We start from the raw sequence: 13,693 nt of genomic DNA, 5'->3' as shown, positions 1-13,693 counted from the left end.
GATTAGCGCGATGTGAATGTAAATTAGTTGACTTGATTAAAAAGCTTGCAGTAAATCACGGATTATCGCTCATCTTTTGGAGAATCCATCACTACCATGGTTGTAATAGAGTTGACCTGAGGGCATTCACCCAAAACATCAGCATGAAACTTTTTGTAGCTTGGCAGATCTTGCGTCTCTACCCGCAGTAAATACTCATTTGAGCCAGTGATGTTGTGGCATTCCACGACCTCGTCGACAAATTGAACATGTTGCTCAAACTCGAGCTGTGCTTGCTTTCTATGACTGGCAAGTCCGATGGACACGTAAGCAACAAATCCAATACCCAGTTGCGTGTTATCACAGATTGCTCGGTAGCCTTTGATAATGCGGGATTTCTCTAGTTCTTGTACTCGCCTGAGGGTTGCAGAAGGAGATAACCCTATTCTTTCTGAAAGCTCAACGTTGGAGATCCTGCCGTCTTGCTTTAGTTCGTGCAATATTCTTTCGTCAAACTTATCCATAGTTATCAATCATTGTGTATTTGTTAGGTTGTCTTCGAATAAAAACACATAATTGCGTACAGTTCCACCTAATATAGAACTTCATTGTTTTGATGCACTGCTATTGAAATAAATATTCATCAGCGAGTTCTTTAAGGAGAGAATATGGAGCTTCAACAACTCGGCGCATTACTACTTTTTGCTTCCGTATCGACTTTTACACCAGGACCCAACAACTTGATGCTAATGACCTCAGGTGCCAACGTAGGTTTCGCTCGAACTGTGCCTCATATGCTAGGGATTGCGTTTGGTTTTGCTTTTATGGTTTTGATGGTTGGAATTGGCTTGATTAGCGTCTTTAATGCCTACCCAATGACTCACACTATTCTAAAATATGCGAGTTTAGGGTATCTGGCCTATCTGGCGTGCAAAATTGCAATGAGTGGTAAAGCGGAAACTAAGTCAGATTTTAAGCCTATGACATTTTTTGGGGCAGTGGCTTTTCAATGGGTTAACCCCAAGGGGTGGTCGATGGCGCTCAGTGCTGTGACCTTGTATAGCGATGGTGGCAATTGGTGGACTCTGCTAGTGATATCGTGCTGCTTTTGGTTTGTGAACTTTCCTTCAGGAACCTTTTGGATCCTAGTTGGTAGAGAGTTACAGCGTTGGTTGACGACACCATGGAGAGTGCGAGGCTTCAATATTTTTATGGCGGTGTTACTTATCGGCTCTACATTGCCTATGTTGTAAAAAGTCAAAAAGTACGTGACCTGTCTAAGGTGTAGGCTTTAGAATCGCGCGCTCGATTTATAAAGGGTAGACAGGAGAATATGATGGCAATTGGTTTTGACTATGGCACGGCAAACTGTTCGATAGCACAGCTTGTTGATGGTGAAGTAAAGCGTATTCCTCTTGCGAATGGTGATAACTATATTGCTTCTACCCTGTGTGCGCCAACCTCAGAAACGGTATCTGAACACCTATTTCGTACTCAGGATATCAAACCTTGGGGTGAGGTCGGTGAAGCGGTATTGCGTCGTGCAATCAAGGTCAATCGTGAAGAAGGCTTAGAGGTTCGCTCTGATGACGTAAAGTATGGCAGCGAAGCACTAGACCTATATTTAGAAGACCCACGTGATGTGTATTACGTTAAGTCACCAAAGTCCTTTTTAGGCGCTATGGGGCTGCGTGACATGCAGCTCTCATTCTTCGAGGATTTGGTGTGCTCGATGATGAATAACATCAAGTCTCATGCCGAAATCACGTTGGACAGAGAGATTACCCAGACCGTCATTGGCCGCCCAGTCAACTTTTTGGGTAGAGGCGGTGAAGAGTCGAATATTCAAGCTGAGGGCATTCTGCGTCGTGCGGCAACCAGGGCGGGTTTCAAAGAAGTTGAGTTCCAGTTTGAACCGGTTGCTGCAGGCCTTGAATATGAGTCAACTCTGCATGAAGACAAAAACGTACTTGTGGTTGATATTGGCGGTGGTACGACAGACTGCTCCTTTATACAGATGGGACCAAGCTGGAAGCATCTTGATAATCGAAAAGACTCGTTGCTTGGGCACACTGGACAAATGGTGGGAGGAAACGATTTAGATATTCACACTGCATTCCGCTCATTCATGCCTGAGTTTGGTCGAGGCACTCAAACTCTGGGAGGACTGGAGATTCCAACGACCCAGTTCTGGAACCCAATCGCGATCAATGACGTGCAAGCTCAACGTAAATTCTATGCACACGATAATCTAAAAGTGTTGAAACAGATCGTTAAAGAAGCGAAAGAACCTGAAAAGCTTGTTCGATTAGCACAGTTACACAAAGAAACTCTGGGTTATGGTGTGATTCGCCAAGCCGAACAGGTTAAGATCGCTATAGCAGAGCAAGAGTCGACTCAAGCGGTAATTAATCTTTTGACTGAACAAGTGATGGTTGACGTAACGGTAGAACAGCTGCAACAAGCGATAGAAGTGCCAACGACTAAGATTCAAGCGCTGGTGGCAGAGGCGGTAAAACAAAGCAGCATTAAGCCTGACATCGTGTACATGACTGGTGGATCTTCTCGGTCACCTATATTAACTCAAGCGGTAAAAAATATTTTGCCAGATACCCCGATAGTGAGCGGCAGCTACTTTGGTTCTGTAACAGCAGGGCTCGCTCGTTGGGCTGATTTAATATATAAGTAGTGCTTAAGAGTTTAAAAGCAGAGGCAGGGCGCTTCTGTGTTATCACCAAGGTTCAACCTTAATATGTCCTCGCACGTTTTAAGCATTCCATTGCCATCTCTAATTCATCGAGTCGGGAAGGAAGGGCGGATTGAATTGCAACAACTCGCCGTTGAGCACGGTTGTGTGGTTAAACGGGTAAGACGTTCGCGAAACTGGCAAGTTAATGGTGAGCTTGAGCAGTTGAAACAATTAAAAGCCACGCTGGTAAGTCAACCGAATGACGATTTGGATTATGCTTTAAGGAAAATGGAACAGGGGTTGGAGAAAGCCACACCGGCAATAAAAGCGATCAGCATGGAAGAGAGCTTAGCAAGATTAATCGAGCAGAACGATGCGGTTACCCTTGCTGAGTTGATGGAAGCGACCAACTGTTCAATGAAGCAAGCACGAGAAGCTCGCTTTTTAGCTGATGACCTTTGATTCATTTGTGCCAATTCAGACCTGCTATGCCTTTCTTCTTTCTTGTTGAGGGCGAAAATAAAAAATGGATAAAAATTAGTCGCAAAAAATCAATATATCCAACCGGTTAATCTAAAGTAATAGTAATGTGAAATTCTATGTAATATATTGGTTCAAACAGTAAGAAAGCTGGTAAAAAGGACACCGCTATGAAAAAAACTCTCCTTGCGTCACTCGTTGTGCTATCCCTAACTGCTTGTCAATCTAACGATGCTTCGCAAACATCGACTCAGGCAGATACTTCTTCGACAAATAGTAACGCAGCTCTGATGTCGACAGCGCTGAATACCGCTATTTCACTCTATAGCCAACAGCAAGCTACTCAAGAAACCCCGGTTGTTGATTCGGTTCAAAATGAACTATCAGTGACGACAGAACAAGCGGTTGGTGGTGTGGGTGCACTACTTTCTGTCGCGCAAAATGCATTAGGTACAGAACAGAAGCAAGAACTGAACAGTTTAGTTCCGGGCGCTAGCCTGCTGAGTTCTACTGGCCTTGTGAACATGATCACTAGCATGGACAGTGTGAACGCAGCATTCACGAGTATGGGACTTGATCCTGCGTTAGTTGCTCAATTTGCACCTTTGGTCCTCCAAGGGTTAGAAGCGCAGGGCGCATCCTCTGGACTCACCAGTGCCTTGACCTCATTATGGCAATAGAAGCGGTTTAGTAAGGAGAGCAGATTGCTCTCCTTTTTTATTCTAGCGTATGACCTTATTGAGCTAACTGGATTTAGAGTTCGTAATTGAATGTGTTTAAGGAGTCGTGGATGAAGTACTTTTCGATTTTGATTACGCTGCTACTCACTGGGTGTTTGGGTATGCCAAACAAAGTAGAGCCAATCAGTAATTTTGAGTTAGACCGTTATCTGGGCACTTGGTACGAAGTCGCCAGGCTTGACCATTCTTTTGAGCGAGGTCTGAGTCATGTCACTGCTAGCTATACGATGCGCGACGATGGTGGCGTAAGAGTCATTAACAAGGGATATTCGGCGAGTGACAGCAAATGGCAACAAGCCGAAGGCAAGGCCTATTTCGTTGAACACGAAGACCTTGCTTATTTGAAGGTGTCTTTCTTTGGCCCTTTTTATGGCTCTTATGTGGTATTTGAGCTTGATGAAAAAGACTATCAATATGCGTTTGTTTCAGGGCCAGATACCGCCTACTTATGGCTATTGGCACGCTCACCTGAAGTTAGCGATGAAGTGTTGGAGTCGTTCAAGGCACAAGCTAAGAACATTGGTTTTAATACCAAGGACCTAATCCTTGTTGATCATACTCCAATCAAGTGAATTTGAAGTTCGTATGTAAAAATAAGCTGCGCTGCCTCGGTGGCAATCGCAGCTCTGTCATCTTTGACTATGCTGATGTGACATTTAGCTTTAAGTAGCTCAACACGTCGTCTAAAGAAGGCTTGACGAAATGGACCATAGAGCGAACTTCTTCACACGGTGATACTAGATCAGGGATCTGGAATGTAGTCATGTTTGCGGCTACCGCTGCACGAGCACCGTTATTTGAATCTTCAAAAGCAATGCACTCCGTAGGGCAAACACCGAGGCGCTCAGCCGCTAACAAGAAGATTTCTGGATCGGGTTTGCCATTTTTCACTTCACAACCTGTTGCATAAACATCGAAGTAATGATCGATCTCTGCGAGTTGAAGCTTGACCTTTGCAACATCGTTTTGTGTCGATGTTGCAACTGCAATCGCGTAACCCTGATGTTTCAACCAATCTAGCAATGCTATAACGCCGCTCTTTTTTGGAATGGCTTGATGTTTCACAACAGCATTGTATCGAGTCCGCCATTCCGCATTCAATGTTGGGTAATCAAGGTCATCTCCCCATCCTTGTTTGATGATGTGCTCAATTCCAGCAGCGTTGCGACCTATGATTTGTAGGTATTTGTCTGGATAGAACGGCAAGTTGAGTGCTTCACATGTTTGCTGGAAAATGTCCATGCACACACGCTCAGTATCGAGTAAAAGCCCATCCATATCGAAAATTGCTGCTTTAAATTTCATAACCACACAGTCGATGTTGACAAAGAGAGGACGAAGTGTGCCATAAACAGCGTTTGTTTAGCGAGTAATAGTCAGCGTTTATATTGAAGAAAGTGCACGGTTCGAACAATTGTCTGCACATTCATAGTGCATTAGAGACCAATGTAATGATTAAGCTATTGATAATTTGAGTTAATTAATTTGGCTTGCTAATTGCTGAGATAAATAAAAAACGAACTAAGTTGGTAATGACGCCTTATCTCTGAATCATCAGGGGTAAGGCGTTTTTTATTCTACTAACGGACATTGATGTATTGAAAGGATTCAAGATGAGTATAGAGCTGGTGCAAGGAAAAACGAAAACGGCTTGCCCCTATTGTGGAGTTGGGTGTGGGGTTGAAGTCTCTCAAACGATAGGAAAAACCTGCCAAGTGAAAGGTGATTCTGCTCACCCTGCGAATCAAGGAAAGTTATGTGTAAAGGGTAGCGCACTATCAGAAAGCTTACAGATGCCTTCTAGGCTGCTTTATCCCAAGTTAAAAAATAATGACGGTTGGAGTGAAATAGAGTGGGGCGCAGCAACAGATCTTATTGCAGAAAAAATACACAGTAGCATTGACGCGCATGGTTCTGACTCAGTTGCAATGTATGTGTCTGGTCAGCTACTCACTGAAGACTATTATGTAGCAAATAAGTTGATGAAGGGGTTTGTAGGAAGCGCAAATATTGATACCAACTCGCGACTTTGTATGTCTTCTGCTGTTGTTGCCCATACTCGAGCATTTGGTGAAGATCTGGTGCCCGTCAGTTATGAGGATGTCGAAAAAACAGACTTACTTGTGATAGTAGGTGCTAACACCGCTTGGACTCACCCTGTTCTTTACCGTCGAATTCAGGAGGCAAAACAACAGCGCCCGGAAATGAAAATTGTGGTCATTGACCCAAGAGAAACCGTGACAGCCCAACAAGCTGATTTACACCTCCCTATCTCCAACGACAGTGACATCGCTCTCTTTAATGGTTTGTTGGCGTATTGTGTTGCTAACCATGCGCATGATGAGGATTACATTAACAAGCAGACAGAAAATTTCGCTGAGATATTTGCGGAATGTAGAAAAGATAAATATCAATTGCAGCCGGTAGCCAATTCAATCGGGTTAGAAGCAGAGGTATTAGAAACTTTTTATCGTTGGTTTGCTGAGGTGGACTCGGCGGTCACTCTATTTTGTCAAGGTGTGAATCAATCAGAATATGGTAGTGATAAAGCCAACGCTATTATCAATGTTCATCTATCGACGGGGAAAATTGGCCGTGGCGGTTGTGGGCCTTTTTCTATTACAGGGCAGCCAAATGCGATGGGAGGTCGAGAGGTCGGCGGGCTCGCCAATCAACTCGCGGCCCATCGAGGGTTTGATGCACAATCCATTGGGTATGTTTCTAAATTTTGGAATGCGCCTAATATGGCAAAGAAGCCCGGCCTAAAAGCCGTGGAGCTGTTTCAAGCGGTAGAGCGGGGTGATATTAAAGTCATTTGGATTATGGCAACTAATCCTGTGGTCTCTATGCCTGACACCAGCTTCGTAAAGCGAGCCTTGGAGCAATGTGAGTGTGTGATAGTCTCAGATATTACAGAACATTCTGATATCACCCAGTATGCAGACATATTACTCCCTGCTTCAGGCTGGGGGGAAAAAGAGGGGATGGTGACCAATTCTGAACGCATGCTTTCTCGTCAAAGAGCGTTTACAGCAGCTCCGGGTGAGGCTAAACCTGATTGGTGGGCGATTTCTCAAGTGGGTCAGAAACTTTGCCGCCATCAAGGCGTGACCGATGCTTTTGCATATCAGTCTCCTGCTGATATTTTCCGCGAGCATGCTCAGTTATCTGCTATTAATAACGACTCCAATCTTAAGTTCGACCTCTCTTCTTTATCAACTATGACTGAACTGGACTATCAGAACTGGCAACCGAAAGCTTGGCCATTCGATGATAATCATCCTCTTGATTCAGGGTATTCCACTCCTAGTGGAAAAGCGCAGTTTGTATTGGTTTCCGCTTCAGATCAGGAACATAGTGGCTGGTGGCTTAATAGTGGTCGACAGCGGGATCAGTGGCACACCATGACTAGAACGGGTCACATCGAAAGCTTGAGTCACCATGAAAGCGAACCAACAGTGTATATGAGTCAATCATCCATGGATGAACTGGAATTAGTTCCAGGGCAGCTGTTAGAGATCACTTCGAAGACGAATCAAGCCTTAATCACCAAAGCCGATGTTGATGAGGGCTTAGCTCATCAACAACTATTCATGAGTATGCATTGGGCAGGGCGTTTTGGTGGGAGCGCTCAAGCCAACCGAGTCGTCGAGGCCAATTTTGACCCTTATTCGGGGCAACCAGCTTTTAAATCTAACTCAGTGCAAGTAAAGCCTTATTCCGTAGAGCAGTACGGGCTTTATATTGGCTCAGAGTGGGCACCGAAGGACATGATCTATATTAGCTATCAGCAAACAAGGCAAGGTGTTTGGAGGTTTGCCACGCAAGCCCATCAAGCAAAGCGAGATTGGCTAACTTCGTTTCAGCATGTAATCAATCTAGATATTGATGGCGGTTGGTTGGCGGTGCATTGCGCGGAGCACAGCACGGAGTCGTCTACTTTGCCAAATGTGATGGGAATACTCGCTATTTCTACTGAGCCGTTAGCGATGAACGTTGAAGGGCTGAGTCAATTGGTTGGCCAACCTCTAGAGCTATCCAAGTTGATTGAAGTGGTGGGGAGCCAGAATCTCAGTAAGTTGGTTTGTAGTTGTTTTAAAATAACGGATGAGCAAATCATCTCAGCCATTGAGAGTTTGGGGTGTTCCTCCCTTCAGCAAGTACAGGCTAAATTAAAATGTGGTACAAACTGCGGCTCTTGTTTACCAGAGGTTTCGAGACTGGTTGATGAGTCACTCAAAATTGAGATTAAATAAAGCGTGAAAACTTATTGATAACTGGGCAGACTGTCGATTATAAAAAATAAATAACGATTAGTCAGCTTTACAGCATTGTAAGCGATAAGGAAATTATGAGCTCAATTTTAGAATGTATCAGAACGGTTGGTCGTGGAGAGCGTGGTCGTAAACCGCTGACCTTTGAACAAGCGTACAAAGTAATGGATGAGTATTTGGATGGCCAAGTAGGTGATGACCAAATGGCGATGCTGTTAATGCTTATTCGAGTTCAGAACGAAACTAATGCAGAAATTGCGGGTTTTGTGAAAGCGTTCCAGTCAAGAGTGCCAAACTTGGGCGCGGATATAGATTGGCCTTGCTATGCAGGTAAACGAGCAGCAGCGGGTAAACCTTGGCACGCGCTAGCGGCTAAAATCTTAGCTGATCAGGGTTATAAAGTATTGCTTCATGGGTATAACGACAAACCCGCGGGTCGTGAACATATTGAAGCGTATTTGGAGCAGCTAGGGATCCCTTTAGCTAACGACCCTCAACACGCCAAGACACTGTTGGAATCCGATAGCATTGCCTATTTGCCACTCGCGAACTTTGCACCAATGGCAGAAACTATGATTGGTTGGAAATCTCGTTATGGTCTAAGAACTCCAATCAATACTGTGGTTCGTGCATTGAACCCTGGAGGAGGTAAAGTTGGTTTGCGTGGTAGTTTTCATCCCGGTTTTCAACAACTTCACGCGGAAGTCGAGAACGTTATTGGTGAAGTTTCCCATTCGGTTATCTCATTTAAGGGCCAATCAGGAGAGTCAGAATACAATCCGAAGGTGAGCCAAACAGTATGGTTGAGCCGCCCCGAGGGAGTGGAGTCTTTTTACTGGTCTGAACAAATGTTGACTGAACTACCGCTTCCAGCCGCTTGTGTTCTTGGCACACCTGAAGAAGATCTAAATACGATGGCAAACTCCGTTGTTGCCACGCTTACAGCTGTGCTGTTTGCACAAACTCACGATAGAGATAGAGCCTTTGATCAAGCTTTCCAATATTGGACGGAGTATTGCTCATAGAGGTCGTTTTAGAAATATAATTATTACTTACTTATAAAGTTTAAATACCCGCCTTTTGGCGGGTATTTTTGCTTTGGAATACAGTAGATTGGTGTGGTGGTTTTTATGGTGTAAACGTTACATATTTAGTTGTTGAAAGCCAGATGAGCCTTTATCAGTTACATAAACAAGTCGATAAATGAGTTGAAAATGGTCAAATTGGATGCATATGTGTTCTAAGTTGTAGCGTCCTAAAAGGTGAGCGTTTTCACATCTTGTTCGTTTTATCGACGCGAAAGAGTATTTGTTCTACTACGTTTAGTCCTGTTTACGGACAAGATAACTAGGGAATAATATGAAATTGAGTAAAGTCGCACTTGGTTTAGCATGGATGGTATCTTCAGCAGCGGTCGCTGATGAATACACGAACATGGTGGTTTTTGGCGATAGCTTATCGGATAACGGTAACCTCTATGCATTAGATATATCAGGTGCTTTGGGACCTGCTCGTCAAACCTATGGTCCAAGGTTTTCAAATGGACCATTGCTTGCTGAATACGTCTCTCAATCTTTGCAGCTAGGTAATATCGTGCCTATCGCTCTACAGCAAGCCAATAGTAACAATTTCGCGGTTGCCGGTGCTGTGGCATTAGCGACCGATGAAGCTAGCGCCCGGAACGTGCTCAGTACTCAATTGGATACCTACCTTTCTTTCCAATCTTCTCATTTATCTGACTCTACTCTCTTCTTTATTACAATTGGGGGAAATGACGTACGTGCCGCACGCAGCTTTCTATCTGATCAGATCTTAAATCGGTCGGTAGAGCGCCCAAGGAAGGTGGCTTTTAAGCAGGTTCGTGAAGCGGCTAAAGAAACAATCACTCAGATAGAGAGACTTGCTGAGCGGGGGGCGGGGAACATCGTCATTGTAAATACGCCTAATATTGGCTCAATCCCCGAGAATGATTACATTCGTCAATCAATGCTGTTTCAAGCCGACACATTTAAGGAGCAACTGCAATCGGGTTTCTTTAACCTTACCGCAAGCAATTTGAGCACAACTTACAATTACGCATTAACTCGAGGAGTCAGGTCTTTGCGTAATGAATACCCAGAGTTAGAGTTGACCTTGTTCGATTTTGCTGGTGTCTCGCAGGAGGCTATTCAGAATCCAGGTAAATACGGTTTTACTAACGTAATCAATCAATGCAACTTTGCACTGACTCCCCTTGGCACTATTACGCCGACGGATTGGTATTGCGAGGGGTATTTGTTCTTTGACCAAATTCACCCTACGACAGCCGGTCACAAAGTTGCCGCTGATGCATTGATTGAACAACTCAAGTAGTTATTAGTGCTCGAGACGAAACTTGATATGCATTTATACAATAATGCCCACTAAGTTAGTGGGCATTTTGGGGTATGAGAAGTTCAGGCGTTCCTCATTAATTATTTATTAGAGTTGACCATTGGCCAATGAAACTAGGTCATATTCGGTAGTTTCATTGCCCTCAGTCAGGGTAATCTTACCGCTTGATGCTTCAAGGTTCAGGTCCAATACCGCTTTCGACTCTTTGTTTGTCCATGCCATAGTCAGCGCGTGACCTTCACCTTCAATAACTACTTCACCATTAAATGCATCTGATGTATTACGAATCTCAATCAGCTTAGCCAGTCCTTTTACTACAGGTTTAGTCAGTTGCTCAGCAACCACGCCTTCAGTTAGGTAAGGGCGGTTGATATCACGACCGACATTAGTGTTTTCTAGCAACGTCATATCATTCTGCATTGCCAGTAGGCCACCATAATAGACTTGAGGTACACCAGGGCTGAAGAACTGAATAGCACGAGAAAATAGGTAGTGCACATCGTTACACGCGAGCGCATCGTAATAAGTACAGTTCACTTGGTATAGGTCAACGTTGCTCGCTGCTGCGCCCGTTGCTTTGCGGCTCTGACCTAGGCTGTTGTCGTGCATTGTTTCTACAAGCGTATCAATTTCTTCTGGCGTAAGTAGGCCTGGTTTATCCCCTTCAGGACCCGCATCAATGATGCCGATACCATCGTGAGTATCAAGAACAGTCAGACAGTTCTTAGGTGCAATTTTTAGCCACTTAATCAACGCATCAACATTGCTATTGAACAAGCTGTGAAGAATCAGTGGTGGAAGTGCGAAGTCATAAACACGGTTTACTTTGCTTGCCACATCTACTTGTGTTTTGTAGTAACTGTGGATCTCAGCGATGGTTTCCATACCAAGCTCGTTTGCACGGTTTGATAGCTTGTTGATGAAAGCGAAAGCTTCGTCAGTCATGAAGCAGCTAGTACCAGCACGCTTAATTGCATAACCTGCAGCATCTAGGCGAATAATTTTAACGCCATTCTCAGCAAACAGTTTCAATACTTTCTCAAGATAAGCATCACCTGCTGGTGACTCTACGTTGATATCAACTTGGTTGTCAGTGAAGGTCGTCCAGAAGTTCACCTTGTCACCTGACTTCAGTTCTTTCTCACTGAAACAGCTACCCGGGCGAGGTCGGTAAATCGTTGCAGCTTCTTGTTCTGTAATACCGTTAGGAAAGATATCTGTTTCTTTTAGGAACATTGACCAGTATTCAGAGTCTTGGCCTTTTTCCAGTACATCCTGGAACTCAGGAGACTGCGCAGACGCGTGGTTTACGATTAAGTCAGCCATGATCTCTACTTTGTCACCAAGCTTCTTAACGCTGTCCCAATCACCTAATCTTTCATCTACTTGTGCGTGATCGATAGGGTCGAAACCTGCGTCACTGCCATCGATAGGGTAGTAAAATGGCAAAACGTGTACGCCAGAAAACAGGTTTTTCAGTGAGCTATCAAGAATGCTAGATAGGTCATCGATGCCACCATTTGATAGGCGATCAGCATAAGTGATGAGTTGTACTTGGTTTTTCATAGGTGTTTCCAATCGTTATTTACGAACGCAATTAGCGCTACGCTCAAGTCGTTGCATCTGGTATTACAACGTTGTCAGATATTGTTATAAAAATAGAGCCCTAGGCTCTGCTCTTGTTTGTTCGTACGGAAAATTACAAAACCATGTGCTTCAAAACTGTGAAGCAAAACCGATTTAGCTAAATATCTGCTTTGTTTGGGATAGTAATGTGAGGCAGATCTCGTAATGGAATGGTGTTTTTTATACTTAAGAGGTAATGGTTGGAGTCTGAATAATTAGGCTAGGTATATTATTTAAGCGTACGGTGGCATATCAGGATAGAATTGAGTTTGAGAATTATGGTTTGAGCGGAGAAGGTTGACGGAGGCCGTTTTACGTCATCATGATTCTCTAGCCTCTAGCCTCTAGCCTCTAGCCTCTAGCCTCTAGCCTCTAGCCTCATGTGTCATTAAATGTTTCAATTTATCGCTTAACCTTGTAATTCAAATCTTAGACACTATCTATATAGGTAGTAGGTAAGTGACTGCCTTACTATTCAATATAAAAATAAATCATCCTATTTGGAGAGAGTAATGAAACGAGTGATGTTATTCCTAGCAACGAACCTAGCCGTCGTGCTGGTATTAAGCGTGGTGCTTAATGTTGTTTATGCAGTAACGGGAATGCAGCCGGGAAGCTTGTCAGGTCTATTGGTGATGGCTGCGGTATTTGGTTTTGGTGGTTCTTTCATCTCATTGATGATGTCGAAGGGTATGGCTCTTCGCTCAGTCGGTGGTGCAGTGATTGAAAGCCCACGCAACGAAACAGAGCACTGGCTACTTGAGACAGTTTCTCGTCAATCACAGCAAGTAGGTATTGGTATGCCGACCGTTGCGATTTATGACTCTCCGGATATCAACGCATTTGCGACAGGTGCAAAGCGTGATGATTCTTTGGTTGCAGTATCAACAGGTTTACTGCACAACATGACTCGTGACGAGGCTGAGGCGGTACTTGCTCACGAAGTTAGCCACATCGCGAATGGTGACATGGTCACTATGACTTTGATGCAAGGCGTTGTGAATACCTTCGTTATCTTCTTATCTCGTTTTATCGCAAATATTGTTGCATCTAACGATGATGAAGAGGGTCAAGGTAGTAACATGATGGTTTACTTCGGTGTATCTATGGTGCTTGAGCTAGTTTTCGGCTTCTTAGCAAGCTTTATTACGATGTGGTACAGCCGTCACCGCGAGTTCCACGCTGACTACGGTGCGGCGAAACTGGTCGGTAAGCACAAGATGATTGCGGCACTGGAGCGACTAAAAGTCAGCCATGAACCTCAACTAGAGGGTTCAATGATGGCATTTGGTATCAACGGTAAGCGTTCTCTAACCGAACTACTGATGAGCCACCCACCGTTAGACAAGCGTATCGATGCGCTGCGTGGTTACAACATGTAACATCGTGGGATAGCCTCTATAAGGCGCTATAACCTACTAATATATAAAGGCTTGGATTTTCCAAGCCTTTTTTGATCGCATCCTTCCTTCTCTGCGTAATAAACCGAAAAAGTTATACAAAATAAAATTTGTACAACTTTTGGGTATGCA

General features: G+C 44.1%; 12 protein-coding genes. 9 read left to right on the top strand and 3 right to left on the bottom strand.

Features of this window, described 5'->3' with window-relative positions; all coding sequences use genetic code 11:
• Nucleotides 1-62: 62 nt before the first annotated feature.
• Nucleotides 63-503, bottom strand: coding sequence for an Lrp/AsnC family transcriptional regulator (locus DPF91_RS10580; RefSeq protein WP_117234395.1), 441 nt, complete (start codon nucleotides 501-503; stop codon nucleotides 63-65).
• Between the two features lie 144 nt (nucleotides 504-647).
• On the opposite strand from DPF91_RS10580, the gene DPF91_RS10575 reads away from it, so the two are divergent.
• From DPF91_RS10575 to DPF91_RS10555, 5 genes are all read left to right on the top strand, one after another.
• Nucleotides 648-1,232, top strand: a complete 585-nt coding sequence (locus tag DPF91_RS10575) for a LysE family translocator (RefSeq protein WP_117234394.1) — start codon at nucleotides 648-650, stop codon at nucleotides 1,230-1,232.
• Between the two features lie 83 nt (nucleotides 1,233-1,315).
• Nucleotides 1,316-2,668 (top strand): molecular chaperone, encoded by a 1,353-nt coding sequence (yegD, locus tag DPF91_RS10570; RefSeq protein ID WP_117234393.1) that lies wholly within the window; start codon nucleotides 1,316-1,318, stop codon nucleotides 2,666-2,668.
• A gap of 63 nt (nucleotides 2,669-2,731) precedes the next feature.
• The gene (locus tag DPF91_RS10565) at nucleotides 2,732-3,130 is read left to right on the top strand and encodes a ribosome recycling factor family protein (protein ID WP_117234392.1); all 399 of its coding nucleotides are present in this window, start codon (nucleotides 2,732-2,734) and stop codon (nucleotides 3,128-3,130) included.
• Nucleotides 3,131-3,318: 188 nt separating this feature from the next.
• On the top strand, nucleotides 3,319-3,828 hold the full coding sequence (locus DPF91_RS10560; protein WP_117234391.1) for a DUF2780 domain-containing protein: 510 nt from the start codon (nucleotides 3,319-3,321) through the stop codon (nucleotides 3,826-3,828).
• Nucleotides 3,829-3,938: 110 nt separating this feature from the next.
• Nucleotides 3,939-4,460: a lipocalin family protein gene (locus DPF91_RS10555; protein ID WP_117234390.1), complete on the top strand. Its 522-nt coding sequence runs from the start codon at nucleotides 3,939-3,941 to the stop codon at nucleotides 4,458-4,460.
• 67 nt (nucleotides 4,461-4,527) lie between these two features.
• Here the strand turns inward: DPF91_RS10555 and DPF91_RS10550 are convergent, their stop codons facing one another.
• Nucleotides 4,528-5,193, bottom strand: a complete 666-nt coding sequence (locus tag DPF91_RS10550; RefSeq protein ID WP_117234389.1) for an HAD family hydrolase — start codon at nucleotides 5,191-5,193, stop codon at nucleotides 4,528-4,530.
• 308 nt (nucleotides 5,194-5,501) lie between these two features.
• On the opposite strand from DPF91_RS10550, the gene DPF91_RS10545 reads away from it, so the two are divergent.
• From DPF91_RS10545 to DPF91_RS10535, 3 genes are all read left to right on the top strand, one after another.
• Nucleotides 5,502-8,144 (top strand): nitrate reductase, encoded by a 2,643-nt coding sequence (locus DPF91_RS10545; RefSeq protein ID WP_117234388.1) that lies wholly within the window; start codon nucleotides 5,502-5,504, stop codon nucleotides 8,142-8,144.
• 56 nt (nucleotides 8,145-8,200) lie between these two features.
• Complete coding sequence (locus tag DPF91_RS10540) at nucleotides 8,201-9,187, top strand: glycosyl transferase family protein (protein ID WP_420855596.1); 987 nt, start codon at nucleotides 8,201-8,203, stop codon at nucleotides 9,185-9,187.
• Between the two features lie 334 nt (nucleotides 9,188-9,521).
• On the top strand, nucleotides 9,522-10,514 hold the full coding sequence (locus DPF91_RS10535) for an SGNH/GDSL hydrolase family protein (RefSeq protein WP_117234386.1): 993 nt from the start codon (nucleotides 9,522-9,524) through the stop codon (nucleotides 10,512-10,514).
• Nucleotides 10,515-10,622: 108 nt separating this feature from the next.
• On the opposite strand, the gene gtfA is transcribed toward DPF91_RS10535, so the two are convergent.
• Nucleotides 10,623-12,101 (bottom strand): sucrose phosphorylase, encoded by a 1,479-nt coding sequence (gtfA, locus tag DPF91_RS10530; RefSeq protein WP_117234385.1) that lies wholly within the window; start codon nucleotides 12,099-12,101, stop codon nucleotides 10,623-10,625.
• Between the two features lie 572 nt (nucleotides 12,102-12,673).
• Between gtfA and htpX the strand changes: the two genes are divergently transcribed.
• Nucleotides 12,674-13,543, top strand: coding sequence for a protease HtpX (gene htpX, locus DPF91_RS10525; RefSeq protein ID WP_117234384.1), 870 nt, complete (start codon nucleotides 12,674-12,676; stop codon nucleotides 13,541-13,543).
• Nucleotides 13,544-13,693: the final 150 nt, after the last annotated feature.

It is taken from the genome of Vibrio maerlii (assembly GCF_003415655.1).
In the GTDB taxonomy this organism is placed as follows: Bacteria; Pseudomonadota; Gammaproteobacteria; order Enterobacterales; family Vibrionaceae; genus Vibrio; species Vibrio maerlii.
The sequence above is the reverse complement of the archived record's forward strand: the minus strand, read 5'-3'. Positions and strand labels throughout refer to the sequence as shown.